Source organism: Paraburkholderia franconis (assembly GCF_009362735.1).
Classification (GTDB): domain Bacteria; phylum Pseudomonadota; class Gammaproteobacteria; order Burkholderiales; family Burkholderiaceae; genus Paraburkholderia; species Paraburkholderia franconis.
The window spans coordinates 58,710-82,167 of record NZ_WHNP01000025.1 but is presented as its reverse complement, the minus strand read 5'-3'; the positions used below and the strand labels follow the sequence as shown (position 1 = coordinate 82,167).

Here is a 23,458-nt window from a genome sequence, read left to right as displayed (position 1 = left end):
AACCACCGTTAACCGCGACGGCGCTGTGGCAGTCGCGCACAGCGTTATCTTCAGCGGCACACCGTCCCAGGTCGAATCGGGTTTCCCTGACTACGTTCCGGGTATGGGAACGCGGGTCAGCCGGCGTGCATCGTGCCAGCGGCGGCCGGGCTTCGCAGTAGCGGACTCAGCCTTGCTGCGCGAAGATCTTCCAGGTTTTTTTCTGCGTCGCTGCATCGGCCGTTTCATGCACCGGGCAATCCAGGCGCAAGTCCGTATCCGCCATCGACAGATCGAGCAGCGCGCAATGGTGCGCCGTCTTCTTCGGATTCCTGCCCGGTTCGAAGTGCGTGCATGTCACGCACATCCGGTGCGGCGGAATGTGACCCTGCACTTCGAGCTGACGGACCGTCTTCAGCAGCGTGCGATAGAACAGCGACTGCTCTTCGTCGCGCAGCGTGCCGACCGCTTTCGCGAGGAAGTCCGGCCATTGCGCGGCGCGCCTGGCCGCCGTGCGGCCGCGAGCCGTCAGGCGCAACGCGAGCGCGCGGCCGTCGTCGAGGGCGCGGCGCTTTTCGACGAGCCCCTTGCTCTCGAGCGTGCTGACGGCATCGCTCGTCGTGGCCGCCGTCAGCGCGGTTTCGCGTGCGATCTCACCCAGACGCATCGGACCCTTGCGCTGCATCAGCAGCACCAGGATTTCGCCTTGCGTCGGCGTCAAACTCGCGCCTTCCGCCCATTCCCATGCCTGGCTTCGCATCGCCGTGCTGAGTCGCAGCAGGCTGTGGGTCACCCGCCCGGTTGCCTGCTCTCCGTATACGCTTTCGCTCATGGTCTTCCGTTCGATGTTGACAGTGTGGTCCTGCGTTGACATCCGATGTACCATGCCCGCAAGCTGACAGTCACTGGGGGCAGCGTGGTCGCACCTCCGGCACGCCGATTCCAGCAATCTCAAAAATATCGCGTAGTTCAGGCCTCTTCCGCCGGACTCTCAACTCGCCAGATTCCGTTGCGAGCGTTTGCCTGCGGACAGGTAGTTTGCTGCAACCGCCGCAAGTGAAAAACGACATTCTATGCGAGAAAGAACGGAGAGTCGTATAACTAATTATCGTGCAATCTGTCGAGATCCGTGGGATACGACCGCTCTAATGCATGGGCGCCACATCTTGCGAGCAGACACGCAAGCTTCAATATCGGCAAGATCGACAGGAAAAGAAACCATTGTTAAATACTACTACGTTTATATACATAGGCAGGATTTTTCATGGCCGACCCCGGCGGATGTGGACGCTCCGCTCGCATCGTCGTCGCAGGAAAGGACCGTTTGCAGCTAACGCACGAGGCCCGGTCATCTGGGCGCAGACGAGCGATTATCACCTACACTGGAAAGACGCCTTTGGCGTGCCCGGAGGCCGCTTTGACGCAATCCAGAAGCGATGGCGGCCAATTGAAACGGTGAACCGCGATACCACGGGCAACCCGCCGTCTTGTGCTGCCTGAATTCATCTGGGACTGATGTTCCAGAAGGGGGCATCATGTTGCAAACCAGTGATTTCAAAGATCGTTTTACTCACCTGTGGGACTTTTTGTTGCATGCCAGTGAGACCAAAAAGCGCTTTACTCACCTGCAGCAAACCGTCAGCGATATATCACGGACCTGTCACGCCGACAAGACGATTCCAGCAGAACTGATGAACTCGATGGACGAACTGGACAGGGAATGCAAGTCGGCAAAGAAGGTGATGTCGTCCAGGGATCAGGATCGTATCCGGCTGTGGGTCGACGATCTCGAACAGATCGGTGATCGCGCAGAGCGAGCTTGTCAACAGGCCGGCGGTCTGGATGACAGGATCAGGGATGCGGTCAGCTCGATGCATTCGGAACTCTCCGACCTGAAGCGACAGCTGCACTGACCTGTCCGGCAGCCCCGGTCCAACCGACTGGGGCTGTTTGCACTTCGGCGCCCCATTGCACGACGGCTCTGCTCGTGCTACCTGTGCACCTCTGCTCTATTGCCAACAGTCAAGAGACCCGGCATCTAGCTGAACGTCGAGGAAGAACGGTGTCACGCCCATACCGTGGGATCGCAAAACCGGGTCGCAACCCAGGCAGTCTCTATCACAATAGCGGCTCCGTTCCGTCGGCTCCGACCCGGGTCAATGCGAGCATGCGTTACGTGGCACAGGGCTGCCAACGTGTGGCGAACAGCTCCGAAGAAGGCAACCTGATTCCATCCTCCCTGCGATCGCAGGAAGAACCGCTACAACAAGCACGACATGGCACATGAGCGTTGCGAACAATGTGGAAACCTGACGCCGCCCTATGACATGATAACTGTGGCTCCGATGATGGTCGCCACGAGTTGGTCTGCAGTCTTTGCTTCAACGCCAGGATTGCCGAGTCAACCGGCTTCACCGGGTTCGAGAATGTCCGGCTTGATCCCATCCGGATGATCGATTGCAGCGGGGAGTCCCACCAGTTCCATTTCCAGATCCGCCTTCTGGGCGACCTGATCGCTCTGGATGCCTTTGAGCTTCGCGGAGACCTTCCCGCCGGCTACCGGTTCCAGCTGATCGGCGAGCTCGACGATGACGTGCTTGTATTGCTCGGGCGCCTCGTCGAAAAGATTCGTCGCGCACTGTCAGTCAGGCACATTGTTTTTCGTGAGCGCCGGATCATCGACAGCACGGTGCGCGGGCGTATCGAATGGGACGAGTCGCAGGAGGGACACTTGCCACTCGTGGTGGTCGACGGCCAGGAGGTCTCGTGGATCGATCTTGGGCGAATGCTGATGAGCATGGAAGGATGGCAGTTCAGGCTTGATATCGCTGATCCGGGCGAAGAGCCTTGAGTCGCGGGGGCGACGCCGCAGAACTGTTGTCACGCGACTGCTACAGGAGGCGTGCGTCGTTACCATACGCGGCAACCTTAACGGTAGGGGCGGCCCGCACATCAATTTCGAATATGTCCGATACGACAGCTCTCTGCTAGCGGGCATGTGCGAACCGATTGGTCAGCCGCTGCATGTGTACTTCAATCCCGATTCCTTTAAACACTATCGCCCTAATGTCTATTTATTGGTGTTCCAATTCTACAGCCGTAAATTGCACACTTCGGGATTCAATGAATGAAGCGCAGTAGTAAGCATTGCTGATTAAATGGATGTGCAGACTCATTTTTCTAAAAGAACATGAAAGCCTGGTGCGCCGGGCTCTGGTGTTCCAGATTCTCGCTACCGCGCGACCGGGCGCCCTGTCATGACAAGAGACTTATATTTACCGCGCATATAGGTGACGAGCTGCGAATAAGACCTACGTGAGCGGCTGGCGAGAAGCGACCTCGTACCAGCCATCTGGCAGCGCGACGAGGACTCCCCGCTGGACTGCGTCCTGAAGAATTTTCTTGGCTGCGCGCCGCTTAATCCTTAGCTTGTCCGCTACGTGCTGCGGAGAAACTCGCCCCTGCGCGTCGCTCCAGCTTGCAAGTAAGCTATCGACGGGCTTGCTCTCACTGGTCCCCGACGCTTTGGCCCGCCACCCTGCCTCTGGACGAGTTCGAAGGTACACCTTGCCCTTTTCCTGCACCGCGGGTGGCAATTCACTCCCCGCTGGTTTCTCCGCTGCGCGCTCTTGATCTCGCTTCGCCCTTGCCAGGTCCCGCGCGCCTTTCAAAAAGACGTCTCGGCGTTCCCGCTCGGACATCCTGTTGAGCAGGATACCGCGCACAGCACCATATTTGAGGAACATTGACTTCAGCGCATGGGTCTCCGACTGCTTCGATTCGACCGAGTGCTGAAGCGCCGCAATTTCCCGCTCGAGCTCTTCCGCGCATTCGTCCGCTGGCATGCCGGCTGTTACGTCGGCACATTGCTGAGCCAACTGCGCGTTCGCCCGTTCAAGCTCCTCAGTGCTCAATTCGCCTGCTTCGCCGGCTTGAGGGGCGGTCCGCAACGATCTGTCGAGAAGGTCGCGCGGCACCGCCGGTTCTTGCCTCTCGCAAGCAACCCGGGCTGGTTCCTCGGGAAGCTCCGTCCTCAGCAGTTCGGCCTGCTCTAATGCACTCAGGGTTCGATGGTCGCGGCCGTCCACCATCGCATAACGGTTGAGGAGATAGACGATAAGCTCGGCCTCCGGCTCGAGCGCCCGCAACAACTCTCTCTGCTCAGAAATCTGGCGGCGCCAGGTTGCGATGAGTGCGGCGTTTGCCTGATGTGTCGCGAATTCGGCTGTGAGGCGCCGGTAGGTCGCCAGCGCGTCGGAATGACGCTGATGCACGGTCGATTCCATAGCCCGCATCAGCGCGGTCGTTGCGGCTGTCTCTTGCGTACGGTGAACAGATGCTTCACTCAAAAGCCTGGGTGTTTCCGGCTCCGTTCGCGCTCTCTTTAACAAGCGGGTCATCCAATTCACAACCTATCCCTCGCGACGTTGAGCAAGACAATTTAGCACAGTCGACTCCCGCGATCGCCGGTGGCCCATGTCGCACGCTTTCGCGCGAAATCGACTCGCGGGCTTCGTCCCGGTTATCATGAGCTTCTCGCAGGCGATCGCCGTTGTTGCGCTATGACGGTGCACCATCCGACATCAAGGTCGACGACCAAGGCTTGATCTGGGCAACCGACGACCATAACGGGACGTTGCTCGTCACTTCGGACGAAGAAGGCGGGGACACGCCACTCCCTTCGTTTCGAAATGCTCGGACCTATGCTGCGAAAGGCAGCAACCGGACCAGACTGTGTCAAAACGCAATTTCGTAGTGCTAAATGTATTCGTCGTAGAACGGGGAGAAGCGAGATGGAGCGGTTCGTTCAAGGCGAAGATCGTACGCAAAGCTTCCTCTTTCCCGAAGTGCTTGACGACTACGTGACAAACACTAATCCGGTGCGCGTGGTGGATGTTTTTGTGGATGAGTTGGGGTTTGAAGGCGTTGAGACCCGTTTGAGTCACTCGCGCAGCATGGGCGCGGGTCCGCTGTCCTACCGATACGGACATTCGCACGCAGCGCGGGCGCGGAGATGGCACTTCGGAGAAGCCTACTCTTCGACGTTCAATACAACCTTCCCGATGTTTTTGCGATCTTCTATCCAGGCATGTGCATCGCCGGCGCGTTCAAATGAAAAAGTGCGGTCGACATGGGGCCGAATCCAACCTGCATCGACTCCGTCAAGCAGTGCTCTCATCCACACTTGCAGCTTTGGGAGTTCGCCCCAGAGATGACCAAGATTAACCCCAAATACGCCACGATTGCGACTCATCAGACCGAGCGGATGAAACCATGGTGTTGCGGCGACTAATGCTACCAAGCGCAGCAGGCCGGGTAGCTGCGAGCTCGTGGCGCTGGAAATGCCGAAAATCCCGAGACGACCTGTCGAACGCAGCGCCGAATAGCTCTTCTTCCAATGTGTGCCGCCGAGAGGGTCGATGATCAGTTCGACCCCGGCGCCTGAGGTAAGCTGCATGAGTTCCTCCCTCCAGTCGCCACGGGTGTAGTCGATCGCGCGATTGAGGCCACGTTCGCGCAGGAATGCATGCTTGCCGGGACTTGCCGTCCCGTAGATCGTCGCTCCCAAGTGGCGTGCTATATCGATTGCGGCCAATCCGACACCTCCACCTGCATTATGGATGAGCACCGAATCGCCGGCTGTCACCGCCCCCATCACGACCAGCAACTGCCAGGCAGTGAGGTACTGGACGGGCAGGGCGACGGAATGGGCGTGATCCAATGCGATCGGCTTGGCAAATACTTGCGCGGTCGAAACCGTTACAGTGTCGGCATACCCGCCGAAGTGGACGAGCGCGAACACGTCGCGGCCAAGCCATTGCTCGTCGACTTCGCTGCCGATCTGATCCACGATACCCGATACTTCGTAGCCAACGACTGTTGGCGGGCGCGGTGCATCCGGGTACAAGCCGCGTCGTTCGAGGATGTCGGCAAAGTTGATGCCGCATGCCCTGACGCGAATGCGCAATTCCCCTGCCTTCGGATTCGGGTCGGGCACTTCACGCACTTGGAGCTTTTCCGGTCCGCCATGACCAGTGATCCAGATTTGCTTCATAGGTTGTTATTCCGACAGCCTTTCGTTTAATGCGCCCCACGCGCAAATCGTGAGTTAAAAAACGCTACGGGTGTGGCAATTGATACCAGCCGGCAGCGGGTCGCGAGAATTCATCTGCGCTGGCATGGAGAGATCATGGCCGGCTAGAACCCGATGATGTATGGGGCGCTCATCATGCTCCGTCGATCTCGACTTCTGCCTCGCATTCAACGGGTACGTTGAGCGGAAGTGCCACGCCAATCGCCGAGCGAGCGTGCGTTCCAATGTCCGGTCCGTACAGTTCAAGGATGAGATCCGAGAAGCCATTCGCGACCCGCGGCATCTGGTCGAAACCGGGTGCGACGTTGACCATCGCAAAAACACGTAGCCAGCCTGTTATACGATCCAGGTCCCCGAGCGCCTTGTGGAGGCTCGCCAAATGTGCAAGCGCGACAAGCCTGGCAGCAGCATAGCCTTCGTCTGGAGAAACATCGGCACCCACCTTACCGACAGGTTGCGCAATTGTTCCGTCCGGGTTCAGCGGTACATGACCAGAGACAAAGGCGCGCGCACCTCTCACACGTACCCATGCAAACGGTAAAGACATTTGCACGTTTGCCGGCATCTGTAGCGCACGAGGCAACGCCAGTCCCATTTGTTCCAGCTTTGCTTCGATTCTTGCCATGATTCTCTCCTTGATCCTGTGAAGCACCTTAGTAGTCAGCGATTAGCTTTCAAGGTTGCGACAGCTGTATCGCGAGGACGATCCTGACCGCACATCGATCTGAGTAGTGGATGCCGTCGAGCATTGGTCCGCCTGTGCCACCGTCAAATATGGCTTGAGTGTGCAAAGTGGAAACGTATCGGTGGACGGTACGTAACAGCGACAAGCGGCACGCAGATATCGGCGCGTGGAACCGAACACAAAACAGAGCACTTCTGGTGCGAACTTTGAAAAATTGAAACATTGCAGAGCAAAAAGTGGCGCGGTTTTGCAGTCGTCCCGAGTCAGTCGGTGAGCGGCCGTTCGACGCGAAATCGCGAGTGTCTCTTCATCGCCGATCCCGGTCTGACATAGTGCCGTCGCCGTTGTTGCCCGCTCATCGGCCGCGTCAGGCAGCAGCCGGACCCGCATCAGACGCTCGCACGGGTGGAGGCATCAACGACTGCTCACGGGGCGATTCGGACATCCGGAGGAAGAGCTACCTGGGCTAAGCTTGATCAAGGTCGAGGAATCGTCATCGCTAATCGGCTTGAAGAAGTTGGCCGCCGCAGCGCGATTCGAACCCATTCCGGCAGCGGATAAACGCTATTCGGTTGTCACTGTGCTGTTCTCGCTACCGCTGCGAGCTTGCCGCCCCCTGGACAGAAAACCCCTAATTTCCTCTTGCGGGAGCAGCGCCAACCGTAAGCTCGATAACCTTGCCTTCCTGCGCCATGTAATACATTCGCCCTGCATAGCCGGGCTGGATCAGTCCCCGTATCGACTGCAGGGAGCAGTTCCGATCGGGCCAATTCGCGTCCGGTTTCGGCTTCGCGCCAGACGATGGTGTCCTCGGTGTTCGAGCCTATCGCCTGGTTGGCTGGGATGTCAGTGCCCACTACAACGCGGCGTTCGCGCGGGCCGATCAGGGCGAGGAATTCGGTGGTGCGTTGCTGTGCGGTCCAGACGGTTTGCAGGCCATCGGAATCCAGTTCCAGCACGCCAATGACGCCGGGACCGGCATCGAGGGCGAAGATGCGGTTGCGCAGCGGGTCGACCGACACGGACGAGGGCGAGAAGCTGATGATGTTGGATGGCGACTGGAATGACTTGAAGGGCTGGACGGCGAACTGTCTGGTGGTATCGGCCTGGTTGATCGCCATCACTGTCATCCAGGGAGACGGCCCGGCAGGCGGGTTGTCCACCGGGGTGGCGTTGTCTTCGAAGACGACCCAGTCGTTCATGACAATGACGGCCGAGGCGGCGGTCTGGCCGGAACTGGAATCCCGATAGACGACGGGCCCCCAGGAGTTGTCGAGCGAAAAATGTCGGTCTTCGTAGAGGTAGCGGAAAATCTTGGTCGAGCCGGCCAGATAGGCGTAGTCCTTGCCCTGGAATCGGACCGAGGTGATTCGTCCGCCGATGAACTCTTCGGCCGTGATTTTATCAACGACTTCCAGGGTCCGGGGATCGATGGCCACGATGATCGAGCGGGGAACGGCTGCCGGATGGGGGCAATCCAGAAAGGCCGAGAAGCCCTGTTCCTCACAGCCTTTCTCGCGGTACACGGTCTTGGTGATCAGCGTGCCGTCGGGCAGCGCGTCGAGGCCGTTGTAAGAGGTGTCGCGCAGATCGGCAGTCGGCGCGGTGGGCAGTTCCACCGGCCCCGCCACCACGTGTCCGTCGCGGGGATCGAGCTTGGCAATCCGGTAGCCGTAGATGACGTAGAGATAGCCATCGCGCAGGATGCTCACTACGCCCGGATAGTCCCACTCGTTGGTGTCGACCGTGTTGATGAGTTGATTGGCCCAGACGGTCTTCAGCGTCTTGGGATCCACCCGCGCAACGAAGGCCCCGATTCCGCCCTTGTCGCCATAGCCGCCCCCATAGATGAACATCGAGTCGGCGCCGAGGTACACGACGTTGTAGGGCGTCAGGTAATCATCGAGGGAAACCCGCGCGCTGACCACGTTGCCTCCTTGTGCGAAGGAGCCGTGGAAGTTGGCCTGGGCAAAGAGGTGGCTGCGGCCCGAGTCGTAGTGCTCGAAGGCCATCAGCGAGGGATACCAGGGAGCGTTGCTGCCGGGTCCGGCGAGAGCCATTGCAGGCATCACGGCGAGTGCGGTGATGACGGGAAGTGCGCGCATACCCATGGTTTTCTCCTTCTGCTCGTCGATTGGTACGACCAGCCTGTCGAAGCACCCTGATGGATACTAGTACATGGATTAGGCACAGGCGAGCGCAATGTGACGTCCAGCAAGCAGGCAGGATTGCGCCTGATGGGCGCTACCCAGACGCGTTGAAGCGGTTCCCGATGGGGTTGCTCCGCAGGCAGCAATCGCGGCGCATCGGGCGCGCAACCGATGACTCACTTGCTGGCCTGCGCCGCATTCAGCGGATAGCGTATGACCCGGGTGGTGAAAATCTGCGTCGTGATCGCCGTTTGCCGGTCACTGCGCTCGACGCTTATAGCCGCTCTTCAATGCGTCGACTACAAGCTCGACTGCACGCGATGACTTGCGACGACCAGGGTAATAGACGTGATGCCCGACGAACGTGGGAAACCAGTCTTCCAGCACCCAACGCAGACGCCCCGCCCGGACATGCATCTCGGCCAGGTCTTTGGGCACGTACGCGAGCCCAAATCCTTCAAGCGCCGCGTCCAACATCTGGTAGACATTATTGAAGGTGAGCTGCCCTTCGACCCGCACCTGCAGTTCTCGTCGTCCCTTCCGTAACTCCCAGGGGAGCAGTGAATCTCGCGTTGGCAGTCTCAAATTAATGCAGTTGTGCAGCGTCAGATCCTGCGGCGTCTTCGCAGGTGCAATCGATTGCAGGTATCCGGGGGAGCCCACGATTGCCATCGTCATGTCAGGGGCGATTCGCACCGCTACCATGTCCTTGGCCACCTGGTCGCCTAGCCGCACGCCGATGTCATACCGATCCGCGACGATGTCGGCTAACCCGTAGTCATTGACCAATTCAATCTTCAGTTCCGGGTACTGGCGCAGCAACGGTTGCAGACGCGGCCAAACGTACGAGTTCGCCGCGTAGTCGGTGGTCGTGATCCGGACAGTTCCGCCTGGGCGGCTTGTCATTGCGCGCAAGGAATCGACCTCCGCTTCAATTTCCTGGAAACGTGGTGCAATCGCCGCCAGTAGCCGTTCGCCTGCCTCCGTCAAGGAGACGCTGCGGGTAGTGCGCGTCAGCAACTGGATGCCCATCCGCTTTTCAAGGCCGGCAACCGTACGGCTCAAGGCCGACTGCGAGACTCCCAGTTGGGCGGCCGCCCGCGTGAAGTTGCGCTCACGCGCGACGTTCATGAAGCCGACCAGATCGTTGAAATCCTCTTTCAATTAATGCTCCACAGCATAAGGGCATGCCGATATTGCCATCTAGTCGCATCAATTGCCAGGAGTTAGATTAGCTGAACCGGGCATACCCCCGGACGACACCGACGAGGAACAGTCATGGAATTGAAACGTGCGGGCTCCCAGCCCTCGAAGAAAGGCCCTGAAGAATGGTTTACGGGCACTGTGCGGCTCGACCCGCTGAACGCTCCACCTCCGCCGGCACGCGTTTCATGTGCGAGCGTCACTTTCGAGCCGGGCGCGCGGACTAACTGGCATACGCACCCGCTCGGCCAAACCTTGATCGTTACAGCCGGCTGCGGCTGGACCCAGTGCGAAGGCGAGCCGCGCGTAGAAATCCGCGCTGGTGACGTCGTCTGGTGCCCGCCTGGCCACAAGCACTGGCATGGCGCAACTTCGACGACCGCGATGACACATATCGCCATTCAGGAAGCGCTCGACGGCAGGAACGTCGAATGGCTGGAGAAAGTCACTGACGAGCAGTACCTCGGCAGCGGCGAGCAGGTGTAAGTGCAGTTCACGAGGCCGCAAGCCTGCTTCACCTGCCCGGTCTTTTCAACCACAGGAGAAAGACGCCATGCCCCATGTCGTCGTTAAAGCATGGCCCGGAAAGACGGAGGAGCAGAAGCGACGTCTGGCCGAGGCCATCACCCGTGATGTGATGCAGATTCTTGGCTACGACGAGGAATCCGTTTCAGTCGGCTTTGAGGAAATTCCGTCTGACCGATGGAAGCAGGAAGTCTATCTGCCGGACATTGAGGAGCGTTCTCAAACGATCTAGAAGAAACCCGGATACAGGATGTGAAGGCACGCTTCATGTACAAATCACTTGCGGCAGCAGCTGCCGCGCAGTCCGTTGTTGCGACCCTGATGCCGGTGATGGCCGCAGTGCTCGCCGGTTTCATCGTCATTGGCGTAGCACTTCCGGCGCTGCCTTTGCATGTCAGCAACGGTCTCGGCTTCGGTCCGTTCATGGTCGGTCTGGTTGCAGGAGCGCAGTTCGCCGCCTCGTTGTTTTCGCGCGTTTGGGCGGGGTCCTTTTCCGACAGGCGGGGCGCGAAACGCGCCGTGCTCGCCGGTCTCGTTGCTGCTGTGGTGGCGGGTCTGCTGTATCTGCTTTCGCTCGCCTTCCTCAAAGTGCCCGCGCTGTCCGCTGCCATCCTGCTTGTCGGTCGCGCGGTGCTCGGAGGGGCTGAGAGCTTCATTATCACAGGGGCCGTCGCCTGGGGGCTCGGGCTGGTAGACAGACAACATGCCGGGAAAGTGATTGCATGGGTCGGAACCGCGATGTTCGCAGCGATGGCGCTCGGCGGACCCATCGGGTCCATCCTGTACACGTCGTTCGGATTTTCAGCGATCGCACTCCTAACAGCTATCCTGCCCTTGATGGTGCTCACTTATCTGATCCGGATGCCAGCAGTCGCGCCCCACACGCATGGAGAGCATGCCTCCTTCAACACGATCATGCGGGTTGTCTGGCTACCCGGTCTCGGCGCAGCGCTCGCCAGTATCGGCTACTGCGCAATTCTGGCGTTCGGTTCGCTTTTCTTCGCAGACATGCACTGGCAGCCGGTATGGATGGCTTTCACTGCATTCGGTGTCGCACTGATCGCGGCGCGCACAATTGTCGGTCACCTTCCTGACCGGTTCGGCGGGGCAGGAGTCGCGGCAATATTCGTCATCGTTCATGCGGCGGGCCTGCTGCTCATCTGGCTGGCCAGGACTTGGTTGCTTGCATCTGCGGGGGCCGCTCTTGCCGGCTTCGGCTATTCGCTTGTGTATCCGGGGTTGGGCGTTGAAGCAGTCAGCGGGATAACGCCAAAGAACCGAGGCATGGCAATGGCCACTTACACGGCCTTTCTCGATGTTGCGATGTCTGTCGGCAGCCCGGCGTTGGGATGGGTTGGCGGACACGCCGGCCTGCGTGCGGTCTTTCTGGTCAGTGCCGTCGTTGTTGCATGCACGGCAGGCGTGGCTTTCCAACTACTCCGGAAGCATCGCGTCGCTGTGTGACTCAACGAGCTGGCTGCTGGCTGTCGGAGGTGGCAAGGCTGGATTGCATTTGCCGACCGCGCGCGCTGGCCGCAATTCTCCAGCAAAAAGATCGCTGATATCTTCCAGCTACAAGGCAGCCGTTCGAATGACAACTTCGAGGTTCAGGCGAGTGGCCGCAACTGGCCGAACCCGGAACTCGCCGTCTGGAATGCAATGGATGCCTTACTGATTAGGATCGGTCACCGCCTCCATGCTGACATCGTGCGCCGATTTGTCGTGGCGTACCGCGAGGAATTTCGTGTGCCGGAGTTCGCCGCGAGGCGTCCATTCCCGAAAGGAGACCTCGACCACGATTTCCGGAGAAAGCCAGAGATACTCGCGATCGCGTTCGGGTCTTGGCGGATTACGAAAGGGTGCCTCATGCTGTGGCGTCGCGCGCGCGAGGAATGCCGCGGCTTGTCTGCTTCTGAAGTACGGTGGTACTGAGCCGACGTAGCGGAGCCTGCCGCCTTGCTCAAACACACCGAGCATCAGCGAGTCCACACCCGCGCTGCCGCGAGAGATTCCGCCGACGACGAACGCCTGGCGTCGTCCACATTTGAGCTTGATCCAGGTTGTTGAGCGTCCCGACCGATACGGGGCATCGACACGTTTGCCAATGATGCCCTCGAGCTTCATTGAGCGCGCTGCCTCCATGAGCTGGGTCGGATCAGCGTCGAAGTTTTCCGAGAAACGAATCAGTGGTTCGTCGATGACTTCGAGCAGCTCGCGCAGTAGTCGCCGACGCGTCATGAGACGTTCGTTGCGACGATCGATTCCATCCAGCCAGAGAAGGTCGAAGAGGTAGAGGGTGACGTTGGCCGTGCTGCGCAGGTCGAAAGCGTTCTGTAGCGCGTTGAAGTCCGTTCGGCCTTCCTTATCGAGCACGACGACTTCGCCGTCAAGCCACACGTCGTCTACCGGAAGCCTTGCAAGCGCGTCGCGCAGTTTGGGCAAGCGCGTGGTCCAGTCGTGGCCGTTGCGGGTGATCAGTCGCACGCCGTCGCAGTCTATCCGCGCGAGCATTCTGTAACCATCGAGCTTGATCTCATATTGCCAGTCGCCACGCGAGGGCGGATGCGCGGCGAGTGTCGCCAGTTGCGGCTCGATCAGGAGAGGCATTGCGCCGGAGGTCGTCGTGGTTGCACGGACGCGCGTTGAACGCGCGGATGCCCAGCGACCCATCTCATCGACCCTCTTCGAATGGCGGCGCGTCAGCCAACCATCGCTTCACCTCGTCGCGAAGCGTAAAGGTAGGCTCGGCCAGCCATTCTTCAAACACGGGACGACACTCGTCCCACACGTAATCGTCGACGTCAAATTCCTCGTCGACCTGGCCGCTTTCGTTATCGCACAGGAACGCGTAGGTGATCTGGTGGCCGTTCCAATAGGCCACGATGCAATCACTCAGATCGGCGGTCGTGCCGACGGGCCACCTTTGAAGCAGGGCGGCAAGCTGCTGCTCAAAGCGTTGGCGCGTCATCATCGTCATCCTCGGCATCTCGCCGGGGGATGGGCGCGCGCAGGGGCTTCGACGTATCAACGCCCATCAGTGCCATCGCCTGCCATAGCATGTCCGTTTGAGGCTTGAAGTCGAGAGTCCATGCGTCGCCCTCCGATACGCCGAGCATGCCGCAATGCACCGAAAGGGTGTACGACGCCACGTGCAAGGCGCGCAGCACGCATCCCTCGTCCGTCGTCTGTTGCTCCATGTCGAGGTCGATCGCCTTCGCAACACCGGGCGCGGGAGGCACGGCGACGGTGCCGCTTTTGATCAGATGGATCGCGGGGGTGACGATGTGAAGCTGGGGCTCAAAGTCCAGCTGAAAGACGTCGTCCTCGCAGTGCACCGTAAGCCCGTGATGCACTTCCAGCGTGTGGACGGCGACTTCCACTGCATGAAGAACCAGCGCATTATCGGCGGCCTGCTGGCTCGCGCACTGAATGAAGATCGCGGTTTCCATGATCCAGCCTCGAACGGGATGAAAGATTCCCAGCATCGCCGATGCCTGCCCAGCCTTCGCGCCGGTTGGAATTTCCCGGCGGGCCTGTGCGGGCAGGATGGTGGCGTCACACCGTGAGCGCGCGATGAGCAGCACATGCAGGGCGCTCGCTCGACCAGAGCTGACCTTCGTGTCGTGGTCCCTTGCGAGTTGGTCCGCCTCGCCGGCGCTGAATCCGGCGGCCAGCATCGCTACCTGCATCACCTAACCGTAGTGCACGTTTTGTCGATGCGACCTCGAACGCGACGGTTCATCACACACACCGGGGTCGTCGGGCGTGCTGAACGCATGCGGCCCGGTCTGGCGAGGTTGTGCCGGTCGCGTTCATCTTCGAAGTTTTGAGGGAGGGCGGCGCCGACTCATGCAATCGAGGGATAGTTGCATCCGACGGCTGGAGGAACAGGGCTTTCGCTATTGCCCGCATGCCGTACTTACACCTGGGTGTCCCTCCCTCACGGCAAGGGTACATTCGGCCTGCATACGGATGCGCGTCGCTGGGTCAGCAGGTCAATAAAAAAGACCCACCGCCTTATCGGGACGGTGGGCCGCAACACGCACCAAAAGTCAGGGGTAACTGCTATAACTTCCGGAACCCCAAACGATACACAACTGGCTCCCGTTTAACAACCGGGCCCGCTCGAAAAGGCAGGGCGTTCTCACAATCAGGTTGCCTATCAATCAGTTCGTCGACGATGCAACAATGCCGGCCCAGACAGCTGACGGGGGATCGCAATACATGCTGGAAAGACTTTTTCTCCCAAAGGCCGCACGATGACGCGCGCGGTAGTCTCCTCCACGTTGCTGCCGCATTCCGCCCTGGCCAGGCCTACCTGCGGGCGCGGATCCAGTGACACCAGTCATGATGGTCGAGATTCTTGAGCAACTGCTCGCGACGATGTTCGCGTCGATAGTGTCCAGCCACCCCGATCGCTGCAATGACCAGCACAAAGATGCCGACCACAATACCGATCGATGACGCACTCATTTTTGTCTCCTTCGTCACACCGGGTTCGAGACGTTGACGGGTCACCGGTCCTTGCAAAAACAGTTGCCGCCACAACGCCGGGGGCTGTACGCGGTTACTCCGGCAGACGGCAATCACCGCTGCCAGTTAACCCATGCGGGCAACGGCTTCCAGAATCGCCTTGCCGTCCGACGTGATGCGCGGGCCCTGCCGGCCTGCCGCGAGCGGTTCAAGCGTTACCAGCCGCAGATCAAGCAGCGTGCGAAGCTCAAGACGGTCCGTTTCGATCTGGTCCGGCGCGTCCCTGACGACCATCAGCGTTGTGAATTCGTGCGGACTCAGCACGGCTGCCTCCTGGGCGAGCGAAGAGATGCAGGGTACGAAAACGCCTGCCAGTTATTCATCTTTCCGGTCATAAACTCAGGACCGCGAACGGTATTGGTTCTTCGCGTCGTACTGTGCCTGTGCCGCCTGCATCCATTTCGACTGGGTGTCGCGCACGATGTCGCAGAAATGACTTGCATACGACAGGACCCGCTCGGCCTCCGGTTGCACCCGGTCTGCTTGACGCGTGAGCAGTTGCTCGGGCGTCGTGCAGGAAAAGAGCTCCTGGCACAGTTTCGCGCTCTCGGCGGACGCCGTCCTGGCTGCGGCCAGGTTCAGCTCAACCAGTTTGCGATAGCCGTCAAACATCTGACCGGTCAGCATGAACAGGGCAGCGATGTTTGCCTTGTGCGACGTGATCAACTGCTCGGGGATAAGTGCGCTCATTCATTCTCTCCGTGATTTTTTTCCGACGAGCGCCTGACCAGTGCCAGGCGGAAGATCGGTGTTTATCGGGTGTGGCCCACGACCTCGTACCTGACCGAGCAAAGACTGTTTTGCTCATTTAGATAAAACATTCTAACTTTGTTAAATCAGCGCTCGAAATGCTTCTTGATAGGGACATACCCTGATTGCGATTGCCGTTCCGCCCATTCACGAACTGCAATGGCTTCGCACTTCGGCACTGATCTAGACAGCATGCAACCCGGTCGGACTGATGGAAATAAATGCGTGTCTTTCAGGCGCTCGCAGGCGACGCATGAGCGATGAAGTTTGAGGCAGGTGTACATCCGACGCATCCCCGCGCGCCACATTGAGGCGTTAAATCGCGTCCTCGTGTCCGCCGTCGTACGGGTGAAACATGGGGAAGGGCCCCGACCCGACCGCGCCGTTGTCAATGCAACGAATGGTTACCGGGGCCGTGACGTTACCGATGTTTATGCCTGAGTTCCCGTCCGGCATAAACAGCCAGAAAACGCGCCGATCAGCATGGCGGCCATCGCAAGCGATTCATCGAGGCGACGACCGGGTAGCAACGACTTCACATAGATCCAGAAACTGATCCCGACGGCCGTCAGGAACAGGCCCTGAATCAGCCCCCAAACCGGCCCTGCCGAATGGGACCGCAGTCGGTGAGACATTTTCATTGTCGTACCTCGCGATACGTTGTTCACTGCCTGCGCTTTATGAAGCTCGCGACCCGGCGCTGCTCTTCCAGCGTAGGCGGCTTCAGTTCTGGCTTCAAGTGGCTATGAACTTTCGAACATTCGAATGATGAGAAACCGCAGCAGAAGCAGGCTATGCTGTCTCACGACGGAGCGGTCCTTATGCGGATTCAAAATCGCCGATGCGAACGCAGCGCCCGATCACCGAACACGGTCAATGATTCGCGAATGCAAATGCAATAACCAGCATGACAACAAGTGCGGCACGCCATTTCACCAGAATGGCCAGCGTACCCAGTTTCTCGTCAAGCGCCCGAACAGCTCCCGCTTCCTGAATGGCGCCTCGCCCGGACGCATCATCGTCGCCTGAACGTCCTCCATCGGGATGGCCAAGCCTGATCCTGGCCAGGTCGAACGTCATGTGGGTCGCATAGCCTGTCGCGACTTCGGGCAGACCGTTGCATTGACACTATCCGGTCTGAGATATACGCACGCGTTGCCCTGCGTTTCGGCGACTTTGGTCGCGAGCGAATACCGATTCTATTCTTCATTGATAGCGCGAGCCTGACGTCCGTGAGCCGCGCCGCGTCGATTGCTTCGATAAGCCCCGGCATGCTGCTGGCGGGAACATGGAGCGATGCCCACCACTGGCCTGGTTCCTGCATCGCATGATCAGCGGCGTTATAGCCAAGCCTGGCCGTACCGAGCGGAATGTCAGAAAACGTGATGCCCAATGCATCCTGCCATTCGCGAAGACCGCGATGATCTCCATCATCAAGTTCGCGGGCCGCAAACGTGACGCTGACGGCGTGCTGCCTGGTCCCGGGTTCTCCAATCACGCACAGATATCCGTCGTCCAGATGCGCGGTTCCCTGTACGTATGTCGCCAGGATCGATTGCGTCTCGCCTGATGCGGGCTCCACCTGCCGCACGATCCGGAGCTCCTGAAGTGTCAGCCAGATCGATCGGACCGCCTCGTACCGCAGAAGGGCGCCGTCGTCCGTTGTGCTTTCAAGCAGATCCTGTCCGCATTCACGAATACTGACGCGGTTGCCCGTTTTTCCTGCATCATGAATCGCAGGCCCTGACCGGGCATCGGCTCGACGGTGATCTTCTCCATGACCGATCGTGTCTCGCAACGGCAGCCGTTCCCTCACGTTGAAATCGACGCTGTCCAGCACGTCGTTGCGACGATTGACGACGCGCCTGGGAGCCGGATCGCCTTTTCGCAGACGCTGATGGACGTCGACCAGCAGTTCGCCTGAATCCGCCTTGAGGTGCAATGCCGGACGCATTGCACTTTCGTGTGCCTCCTGCGGAACGGGCATTCCGGTCGGCCTGCCATGAAACGACCCTGACGGGTCAGCGACCTTGATGAGCGCCGGCATGAACTGGCCGAGGAGGGCGGGCGCTCCTGTTGCGAAAACAGGAAATCGTAGGCTTCAGAGCGTCCTGCAGTTGACCTCGACGATGAACGCGGACAGCATGCGCTGATTTTCACCGCCGACCACCGGGTGACGTTCGTGCTAACAGGTGACGGGCGCCGCAGGAAAGAGCAGCAGCGAGAATGCGGCGCTGTTGAACACAATGGTGGCAAACACACCGGCGTTGCGCGCGCAACCGACGACAATCAAAGGTGCGCGGAGGTTGGGGCCTCCTGGAATCCCGAGTGGGTCGTCACGACGGGCAAAGATGTCGAGCGGGCTGCAGATGCGATCATGGGTGCCTGCGCCGCACAGGGCGCGGCCTGAAGACGGGCAGGAGCGATGCCGCAGGCAATCGCCTGGTGAGCCCATTTGACTGCCGGTGTGGAGTCTCATTCTCGCATCAATGCGGCGGTGTAGCCCTGGCGCAGGAGTGCAGTGGCTTCAGCAGCGCCCACTGGCTTGCTGAAGTGGAACCCCTGCGCCTTGGTCGCCCGATTCGTATCCGCGAGAAACATGCGCTGCTGTTGGGTCTCCACGCCCTGGGCAATCACTCCGATCCCCGCCTCGCGCGCGAGGGACACCATGGCGCGGATCGTCGCTGCGCCTTCGGGGTCGCCAGTGAGCCGCTGGATGACCGGGCGGGCGATCTTCACATGACTCACAGGCAAACTCCGGATGTAGTCGAACGACGCGTATTCGTTGCCGAAATCATCGATGGCGATCTTCGCCCCGAGTTTGCGCAACCCCAGCAGCACATCGTTTTGCGCCCAGGCGAGGCGGGTCAGCGTCGCCTCCGTGACGTCGAACTCAAGATCAGACGGAGCCAGCCGCCATCGGGCGATGGCGTCTTCGACATCGCTGACAAATGCCTGGCCGCTCGCGAGTTCGCATAAGGACAGATTGACGGCGATCATGAGTGGAGCGACCCCTTGGTCGCGCCATGCCCGCATCTGCCGGCATGCCTGATCCAGTACCCAGTGTCCAATCGTCGACATGGTTCCAGCCTGCTCGGCGGTCGGCATGAAAACGTCCGGAACGAGCAGGCCGCGCGTCGGGTGATGCCAGCGAACCAATGCTTCCATCCCGACAATGTTCCCGGACGACAGCTCGACCTCGGGCTGGTACTGGAGTTCCAGTTCGCCGAGATCGATGGCGCGTGCCAGATCGTCTGCGAGTGTCATGCGTTCGCAGACGGCGTGATCGAGCGCGTCGGCATGAAAGCGATACCGGTTGCCGCCCTCCTGCCGCGCGCGGCGCAGCGCGAGGTCGGCATGGGCGAGCAAGGCGTGCACGTCAGCATCGCCATGGAGGTAGGGGCGCACACCGATGCTGACGGTGATATGGACATCGTTGCCGTCAAGGCGGCAGGCTGCCGCCAGCGCATGCTGGAACTTCACCGCCAGGCAGCCTGCAGCGGCCGGCTCGCCTGCTTCCGTCTGTAGTACAGCAAATTCGCCGCCGCCAAGCCGGGCGACGAGATCGAGCTCACCTGTACAGGCCGTCAGGCGCATCGCGGTCTCCCGAAGCAGCAGGTCGCCGATCCCATGACCCAGTGTGTCGCCGACTGAGCCGAAATGGTCGATGTCGAGCAGGAAAACGGCAAACGGCACTGCGCCGCGCTGGGCAGCCGCCAGCGTGTGGCGTAGCCGGTGCACGAATGTCGCGCGATTCGGGAGGCCGGTCAGCGCATCCGTGCCCGCGAGCCGCGCGAGGTGCTCGTCCGCGGTCTCCTTTCCCATCATGCCGAGCAGCATCCCCTCGACTTCGATGAGCCGTCCGTCCCTGTCGCGCACCGGAACGAGCCGGTTCTCGACCCAGACCCAGGTGCCGTCGCCAGCGCGCATCCGGCATTCGACCGATGCGCCGTTGCAGTTGCGCTCCAGCACGCGAGCCATGGCCGCGTCGACTCTCGCCCGGTCGCGCGGATCGATCAGGTTCGTGATGCGTGCCTGCGACGCGAGCAACGCGTCTCGGTCATGCCCGAACCGTGCGATGTCGTGGGATAGGTATACGAGCGGAAGCGCCGGCTCGCCGCGCAGACGGTAAAGGACGACGGGCCTGTTCTCCACACTGACGTGCACCTCGTCGAGCGCCTCGAGTCTTGCCTCGACTGCCTGCGCGAAGCTACCCATTGCCGGAGCGGAAGTGCCCGGGCCTGTCGTTCGGGATCTCGGGTCCTGGGCGCGATGGCTGTGCCCGGGTAGAACCTTTGCGCTCCCCAGGGCGGCCGATGCCTGCTTCGCGCGATGTGCCCCGCCCCGCGATGGCCAATGGTGCGCCGCTTGTGCCGAAACCATGATTGCCTCCGAGAGCGACGAGCCGGTGTGCGGACCCCGCCGAAGCCCTGCGCCGCGCAGGGTTGACGTTCCCGCGTGCCCGTCTGGTCAGACGATTAAAAGTATAGCTGCCCGTGTTCGTCTCACAAGTTCGGCTGCTTTCTGCAACCGGGAAATCTGCGGTCATCCAGCATGGCCATTCGAGGAGAATGTTGGTACATGGAAGGGTTATAGCGCGGGAACTGGTACAGCATTCGGTTGGACCTCGTGTCGCCTCGATGCGGGTAACTGCGAAACTGCCCGCTCGCTTGCAAGGAGTGCATTCTGGTAAATCGACGGCATTCAATGCGTTGCCTTGAGCATGACCGACACGTCGTCCCCAGAAAATACCGATACCGGCACGCACGCGAATCGGATCGTAGGGTTTCAAGCTACGAAGACCTGATTGCGCAAATCAACCGAACGAAGTACGCCGAGTTCGCTGACGAGCTGGAGGCTATCCGGGAGAGCTATCGTGCGAAGCGCAACGTCATGAACCTGCTGAGGAAGCTGGGGCTGACCTCGAGTCGGCGTTGCCGGTATCGGTCGATGCCGATGCAGGGGGGGCTGCAGGCAAGGCGAAAACTGCGGTCATCGTGGACTGCTGGATAACAGGGCTGCGACCTTGCAGGTCGCGGAAGGGAAGACCGCTGAGGCGAAGAAGTTGACATTGAGAAAACTGGTACCACGAGGACTGTGGCGACAAGTCGTTTTCAAAAAGGCTCAAGCGACCGGCATTGCCGCGGCTAACGCATTCACACGGCACCTAGCCAGTACAGGTATTGTGAGCGCGCAGTGTCAGGCGGAAACACGCGCCAGGTACCGTCATTGTGCCGGAAGAAAAAAAGCGCAACCGGCCCATCTGGTCGATGTGCCTCAACACGCACGTAACGTCCCCGGCTGGAGCTTGTGCGTCCGAATTGGATTACCCGAACTGGGGTAGCGGAAGTTGGCGTCAGCCATCTGTCAACCAGTGAACGCAAGGACTTTTCTGCGGTGTTCATCCGCTTCTCCTTCAACTTCGTTCCCCGGGTTTCGGTTGTGCGCCGTTGTATCCTCAACGCCCCAGTTCTTCTGGCCACAAGCCTCTGGTTATTTCGCGGGTTGGACACCGGACCTCATTCAACGAAGCCAGGGTGGCGGCCGGCGCAGCGTTGTCTGCGAATTTCCAACTCAAAACACCGCTTGATGACGGCATCTGTGGTACCTGCGCCGCTGGGCCTCAAGACGTGCAAAGAGAAAGCGGACAGGGGCTCGCTTGAAAATTTGACTGCGGTGCGCCAGAGCCGCCGCTACTTCTCGGCGACGTCGGGAGGTGTAACCGCCTGTCGGGTCCGTTTGACTGGCGCCGAGGACGCAGCGTCGACACTGCTTCCGGCAGTCTCCAGTACCTCCTTCGTCGCTTTTGCGGCAGCTTCATACGTCTCGCTGGCCGCCTTGACGAATTCTTTCCATGCCGCGAAAGTGGTTTCGCTTCCCGCCGGTCCGTTCTTTGCGAACTCGTCAACAAACTTCTGCGTCTCGCGATAGTGCTTCTGGAATTGCGTTTCAGCGCTCGCCGCGAATTCAGCTTGCGTGCTGGAGATGATGTCGTAAACGTTCCGGCCGTATGACTGCAGTTTGTCGGTCACCGACTGCGCGTAACTGGCCTGCAGGGCGAGCAGGTCCTCAGGGGCATTGGCCGAAAACGCTTTGGCCGCGATCTCCTGAGACTCGGCGAAGATCGATTTGACTGCCTGCAGGTTCAGCACAACCAGCTTTTCGATGCCTTCGAAAGACTTAGTGAGGAATGCTGATGTTGTCTCGAAGCCGGCCTTCTGCGCGGCGAACAGCTGTTGAGGGACAGGACTGCTCATCACTAACTCCATAAGGGTGAAGTGGCGAGTGTCCGGGATACCGCTGAACGGAATCACGAACGACGAGCCACAAGACAGGAATCGTTGGTGCGATGCAGCAGTGTCCCATTGTAGGGCTGAGCGCGCGAATGTCAACCGATTATCGACGCGGGGCGAGAAGCGGTGGGGCAGTCACGTCGAAAGCCCCGATGACATTGAGGTTCAGAGGACCTTCGGGGCAGACCACGGCCAGCGGTTGATGCATCCACGGGAAGCTGGGGTGAACTTCTGCTGGTGTGTGTGCGATGCCGCAAAAAAAATCGCTGCCGTTCCGCATGAACCGTTACTCGGCGCTATCACCGACCACGGTCGCGCTCGAATTCAACACGAGCTTGACGCTCATAATTGCGCTCCCGTCAGGTGGTTGCTGGATGCTCGACGCATATTCGGCGAATAGATGACCGAGATTATGCATAACGAATTGCTTTCGAATGATTTTTATTGACGTGAGGGGTGGATAGCGCAGAGCATGAGAGCCTTTATCAAAGAGGACGGTGCATAAATGGCTGGTCGGATCGCGTACGTGACAGGCGGTATGGGCGGTATTGGAACAGCAATATGTCAGCGTCTGTATAAAGATGGGTTTACCGTCGTGGCCGGCTGTGGATTGAAATCGACGCGACGCGAGCGATGGTTAGCCGAGCAGGCGGAGCTGGGATTCTCCTTTACGGCATCGGAGGGCAATGTCGCGGAATGGGAGTCGACGGAAGCGGCGTTCGCAAAGGTAAAGAAAGAAGTCGGTGAAATCGACGTGCTCGTGAACAATGCCGGCATCACGCGGGATGGTACGTTTCGCAAGATGTCCAGAGAGAACTGGAACGACGTCATTGACACGAATCTGACGAGTCTTTTCAACGTGACCAAGCAGGTCATTGAGGAGATGGTCCGCAAGGAGTGGGGCCGGATAATCAACATCTCGTCAGTGAACGGCCAGAAGGGGCAGTTTGGGCAAACCAACTACTCGACTGCCAAGGCGGGTATTCACGGCTTCACGATGTCGCTTGCCCAGGAAGTAGCGGCGAAGGGCATCACCGTGAATACGGTTTCGCCCGGGTACATCGGGACAGACATGGTCCGTGCCGTTCGTCCCGAAGTCCTGGATGCAATCGTCCAGGGCATCCCCGTGCGTCGCCTCGGCGAGGCTGCGGAAATTGCGTCAATCGTCTCATGGCTTGCCAGTGACGAAGCCGCATTCGCGACGGGCGCGGATTTCTCGCTGAACGGCGGCCTGCACATGGGCTGA

At 59.8% G+C, this 23,458-nt stretch carries 22 protein-coding genes; 6 read left to right on the top strand and 16 right to left on the bottom strand.

The features are described from left to right. Positions 1 to 166 precede the first annotated feature (166 nt). Positions 167 to 811: a MarR family winged helix-turn-helix transcriptional regulator gene (locus GCT13_RS24915; protein ID WP_152762621.1), complete on the bottom strand. Its 645-nt coding sequence runs from the start codon at positions 809 to 811 to the stop codon at positions 167 to 169. A gap of 754 nt (positions 812 to 1,565) precedes the next feature. On the opposite strand from GCT13_RS24915, the gene GCT13_RS24910 reads away from it, so the two are divergent. Both GCT13_RS24910 and GCT13_RS24905 read left to right on the top strand, forming a co-directional pair. After that, the gene (locus tag GCT13_RS24910) at positions 1,566 to 1,892 is read left to right on the top strand and encodes a hypothetical protein (RefSeq protein ID WP_152762710.1); all 327 of its coding nucleotides are present in this window, start codon (positions 1,566 to 1,568) and stop codon (positions 1,890 to 1,892) included. Positions 1,893 to 2,341: 449 nt separating this feature from the next. Continuing rightward, positions 2,342 to 2,830 carry a DUF7686 domain-containing protein gene (locus GCT13_RS24905; RefSeq protein ID WP_227746998.1) on the top strand — a complete coding sequence of 163 codons (489 nt, stop codon included), beginning with the start codon at positions 2,342 to 2,344 and terminating at the stop codon, positions 2,828 to 2,830. A gap of 460 nt (positions 2,831 to 3,290) precedes the next feature. On the opposite strand, the gene GCT13_RS24900 is transcribed toward GCT13_RS24905, so the two are convergent. The 5 genes from GCT13_RS24900 to GCT13_RS24880 form a co-directional block, all read right to left on the bottom strand. Next, positions 3,291 to 4,265 carry a hypothetical protein gene (locus tag GCT13_RS24900; protein WP_152762619.1) on the bottom strand — a complete coding sequence of 325 codons (975 nt, stop codon included), beginning with the start codon at positions 4,263 to 4,265 and terminating at the stop codon, positions 3,291 to 3,293. A gap of 746 nt (positions 4,266 to 5,011) precedes the next feature. Beyond that, the gene (locus tag GCT13_RS24895; protein WP_152762617.1) at positions 5,012 to 6,034 is read right to left on the bottom strand and encodes a zinc-binding dehydrogenase; all 1,023 of its coding nucleotides are present in this window, start codon (positions 6,032 to 6,034) and stop codon (positions 5,012 to 5,014) included. 172 nt (positions 6,035 to 6,206) lie between these two features. Next, on the bottom strand, positions 6,207 to 6,698 hold the full coding sequence (locus GCT13_RS24890) for a RidA family protein (protein ID WP_152762614.1): 492 nt from the start codon (positions 6,696 to 6,698) through the stop codon (positions 6,207 to 6,209). A gap of 635 nt (positions 6,699 to 7,333) precedes the next feature. Continuing rightward, complete coding sequence (locus GCT13_RS24885) at positions 7,334 to 8,869, bottom strand: hypothetical protein (RefSeq protein ID WP_152762612.1); 1,536 nt, start codon at positions 8,867 to 8,869, stop codon at positions 7,334 to 7,336. A gap of 297 nt (positions 8,870 to 9,166) precedes the next feature. Then, positions 9,167 to 10,072: a LysR family transcriptional regulator gene (locus GCT13_RS24880; RefSeq protein WP_152762610.1), complete on the bottom strand. Its 906-nt coding sequence runs from the start codon at positions 10,070 to 10,072 to the stop codon at positions 9,167 to 9,169. Between the two features lie 114 nt (positions 10,073 to 10,186). On the opposite strand from GCT13_RS24880, the gene GCT13_RS24875 reads away from it, so the two are divergent. The 3 genes from GCT13_RS24875 to GCT13_RS24865 all read left to right on the top strand — a co-directional run bounded on the left by GCT13_RS24875 (position 10,187) and on the right by GCT13_RS24865 (position 12,100). Next, positions 10,187 to 10,597 (top strand): (R)-mandelonitrile lyase, encoded by a 411-nt coding sequence (locus GCT13_RS24875; RefSeq protein ID WP_152762608.1) that lies wholly within the window; start codon positions 10,187 to 10,189, stop codon positions 10,595 to 10,597. A 67-nt stretch (positions 10,598 to 10,664) separates the two neighbouring features. Then, a complete protein-coding gene (locus GCT13_RS24870; protein WP_152762606.1) occupies positions 10,665 to 10,868 on the top strand; it encodes a tautomerase family protein in 204 nt (67 codons plus the stop codon). A 35-nt stretch (positions 10,869 to 10,903) separates the two neighbouring features. Continuing rightward, positions 10,904 to 12,100: an arabinose transporter gene (locus GCT13_RS24865; protein WP_152762708.1), complete on the top strand. Its 1,197-nt coding sequence runs from the start codon at positions 10,904 to 10,906 to the stop codon at positions 12,098 to 12,100. A 204-nt stretch (positions 12,101 to 12,304) separates the two neighbouring features. On the opposite strand, the gene ligD is transcribed toward GCT13_RS24865, so the two are convergent. The 10 genes from ligD to phaP (GCT13_RS24815) form a co-directional block, all read right to left on the bottom strand. Further along, the gene (ligD, locus tag GCT13_RS24860) at positions 12,305 to 13,243 is read right to left on the bottom strand and encodes a non-homologous end-joining DNA ligase (RefSeq protein WP_227746997.1); all 939 of its coding nucleotides are present in this window, start codon (positions 13,241 to 13,243) and stop codon (positions 12,305 to 12,307) included. A gap of 64 nt (positions 13,244 to 13,307) precedes the next feature. Then, on the bottom strand, positions 13,308 to 13,613 hold the full coding sequence (locus GCT13_RS24855; RefSeq protein WP_227746996.1) for a hypothetical protein: 306 nt from the start codon (positions 13,611 to 13,613) through the stop codon (positions 13,308 to 13,310). After that, the gene (locus tag GCT13_RS24850) at positions 13,585 to 14,313 is read right to left on the bottom strand and encodes a hypothetical protein (protein WP_227746995.1); all 729 of its coding nucleotides are present in this window, start codon (positions 14,311 to 14,313) and stop codon (positions 13,585 to 13,587) included. The genes GCT13_RS24855 and GCT13_RS24850 overlap by 29 nt, the downstream gene beginning before the upstream one ends. Positions 14,314 to 14,950: 637 nt before the next feature. Next, complete coding sequence (locus GCT13_RS48540) at positions 14,951 to 15,109, bottom strand: hypothetical protein (RefSeq protein ID WP_193727752.1); 159 nt, start codon at positions 15,107 to 15,109, stop codon at positions 14,951 to 14,953. A 126-nt stretch (positions 15,110 to 15,235) separates the two neighbouring features. Next, entirely contained in the window at positions 15,236 to 15,433 is a 198-nt protein-coding gene (locus tag GCT13_RS24845; RefSeq protein ID WP_152762602.1) for a hypothetical protein, read from the bottom strand. A gap of 75 nt (positions 15,434 to 15,508) precedes the next feature. Next, positions 15,509 to 15,859 carry a TIGR01841 family phasin gene (gene phaP, locus GCT13_RS24840; RefSeq protein WP_152762600.1) on the bottom strand — a complete coding sequence of 117 codons (351 nt, stop codon included), beginning with the start codon at positions 15,857 to 15,859 and terminating at the stop codon, positions 15,509 to 15,511. Positions 15,860 to 16,350: 491 nt separating this feature from the next. Then, a complete protein-coding gene (locus tag GCT13_RS24835) occupies positions 16,351 to 16,554 on the bottom strand; it encodes a hypothetical protein (RefSeq protein WP_227746994.1) in 204 nt (67 codons plus the stop codon). A 380-nt stretch (positions 16,555 to 16,934) separates the two neighbouring features. Beyond that, on the bottom strand, positions 16,935 to 17,966 hold the full coding sequence (locus GCT13_RS24830; protein WP_152762598.1) for a hypothetical protein: 1,032 nt from the start codon (positions 17,964 to 17,966) through the stop codon (positions 16,935 to 16,937). Between the two features lie 428 nt (positions 17,967 to 18,394). Beyond that, complete coding sequence (locus GCT13_RS24825; RefSeq protein WP_227746993.1) at positions 18,395 to 20,137, bottom strand: putative bifunctional diguanylate cyclase/phosphodiesterase; 1,743 nt, start codon at positions 20,135 to 20,137, stop codon at positions 18,395 to 18,397. A 1,475-nt stretch (positions 20,138 to 21,612) separates the two neighbouring features. Then, the gene (gene phaP / locus GCT13_RS24815) at positions 21,613 to 22,176 is read right to left on the bottom strand and encodes a TIGR01841 family phasin (protein ID WP_152762592.1); all 564 of its coding nucleotides are present in this window, start codon (positions 22,174 to 22,176) and stop codon (positions 21,613 to 21,615) included. 541 nt (positions 22,177 to 22,717) lie between these two features. Here phaP (GCT13_RS24815) and phbB point away from each other — a divergent pair. After that, complete coding sequence (phbB, locus tag GCT13_RS24810) at positions 22,718 to 23,458, top strand: acetoacetyl-CoA reductase (protein WP_152762590.1); 741 nt, start codon at positions 22,718 to 22,720, stop codon at positions 23,456 to 23,458.

Excerpts from the sequence above, each read along its gene's own strand:
- GCT13_RS24915 (WP_152762621.1), bottom strand. The coding sequence starts at position 811 with ATGAGCGAAAGCGTATACGGAGAGCAGGCAACCGGGCGGGTGACCCAC.
- GCT13_RS24900 (WP_152762619.1), bottom strand. The coding sequence starts at position 4,265 with ATGGAATCGACCGTGCATCAGCGTCATTCCGACGCGCTGGCGACCTAC.
- GCT13_RS24895 (WP_152762617.1), bottom strand. The coding sequence starts at position 6,034 with ATGAAGCAAATCTGGATCACTGGTCATGGCGGACCGGAAAAGCTCCAA.
- GCT13_RS24890 (WP_152762614.1), bottom strand. The coding sequence starts at position 6,698 with ATGGCAAGAATCGAAGCAAAGCTGGAACAAATGGGACTGGCGTTGCCT.
- GCT13_RS24885 (WP_152762612.1), bottom strand. The coding sequence starts at position 8,869 with ATGGGTATGCGCGCACTTCCCGTCATCACCGCACTCGCCGTGATGCCT.
- GCT13_RS24875 (WP_152762608.1), top strand. The coding sequence starts at position 10,187 with ATGGAATTGAAACGTGCGGGCTCCCAGCCCTCGAAGAAAGGCCCTGAA.
- GCT13_RS24870 (WP_152762606.1), top strand. The coding sequence starts at position 10,665 with ATGCCCCATGTCGTCGTTAAAGCATGGCCCGGAAAGACGGAGGAGCAG.
- GCT13_RS24865 (WP_152762708.1), top strand. The coding sequence starts at position 10,904 with ATGTACAAATCACTTGCGGCAGCAGCTGCCGCGCAGTCCGTTGTTGCG.
- ligD (WP_227746997.1), bottom strand. The coding sequence starts at position 13,243 with ATGCCTCTCCTGATCGAGCCGCAACTGGCGACACTCGCCGCGCATCCG.
- GCT13_RS24855 (WP_227746996.1), bottom strand. The coding sequence starts at position 13,613 with ATGACGATGATGACGCGCCAACGCTTTGAGCAGCAGCTTGCCGCCCTG.
- GCT13_RS24850 (WP_227746995.1), bottom strand. The coding sequence starts at position 14,313 with ATGCTGGCCGCCGGATTCAGCGCCGGCGAGGCGGACCAACTCGCAAGG.
- GCT13_RS48540 (WP_193727752.1), bottom strand. The coding sequence starts at position 15,109 with ATGAGTGCGTCATCGATCGGTATTGTGGTCGGCATCTTTGTGCTGGTC.
- phaP (WP_152762600.1), bottom strand. The coding sequence starts at position 15,859 with ATGAGCGCACTTATCCCCGAGCAGTTGATCACGTCGCACAAGGCAAAC.
- GCT13_RS24835 (WP_227746994.1), bottom strand. The coding sequence starts at position 16,554 with ATGTCTCACCGACTGCGGTCCCATTCGGCAGGGCCGGTTTGGGGGCTG.
- GCT13_RS24830 (WP_152762598.1), bottom strand. The coding sequence starts at position 17,966 with ATGCCGGCGCTCATCAAGGTCGCTGACCCGTCAGGGTCGTTTCATGGC.
- GCT13_RS24825 (WP_227746993.1), bottom strand. The coding sequence starts at position 20,137 with ATGGGTAGCTTCGCGCAGGCAGTCGAGGCAAGACTCGAGGCGCTCGAC.
- phaP (WP_152762592.1), bottom strand. The coding sequence starts at position 22,176 with ATGAGCAGTCCTGTCCCTCAACAGCTGTTCGCCGCGCAGAAGGCCGGC.
- phbB (WP_152762590.1), top strand. The coding sequence starts at position 22,718 with ATGGCTGGTCGGATCGCGTACGTGACAGGCGGTATGGGCGGTATTGGA.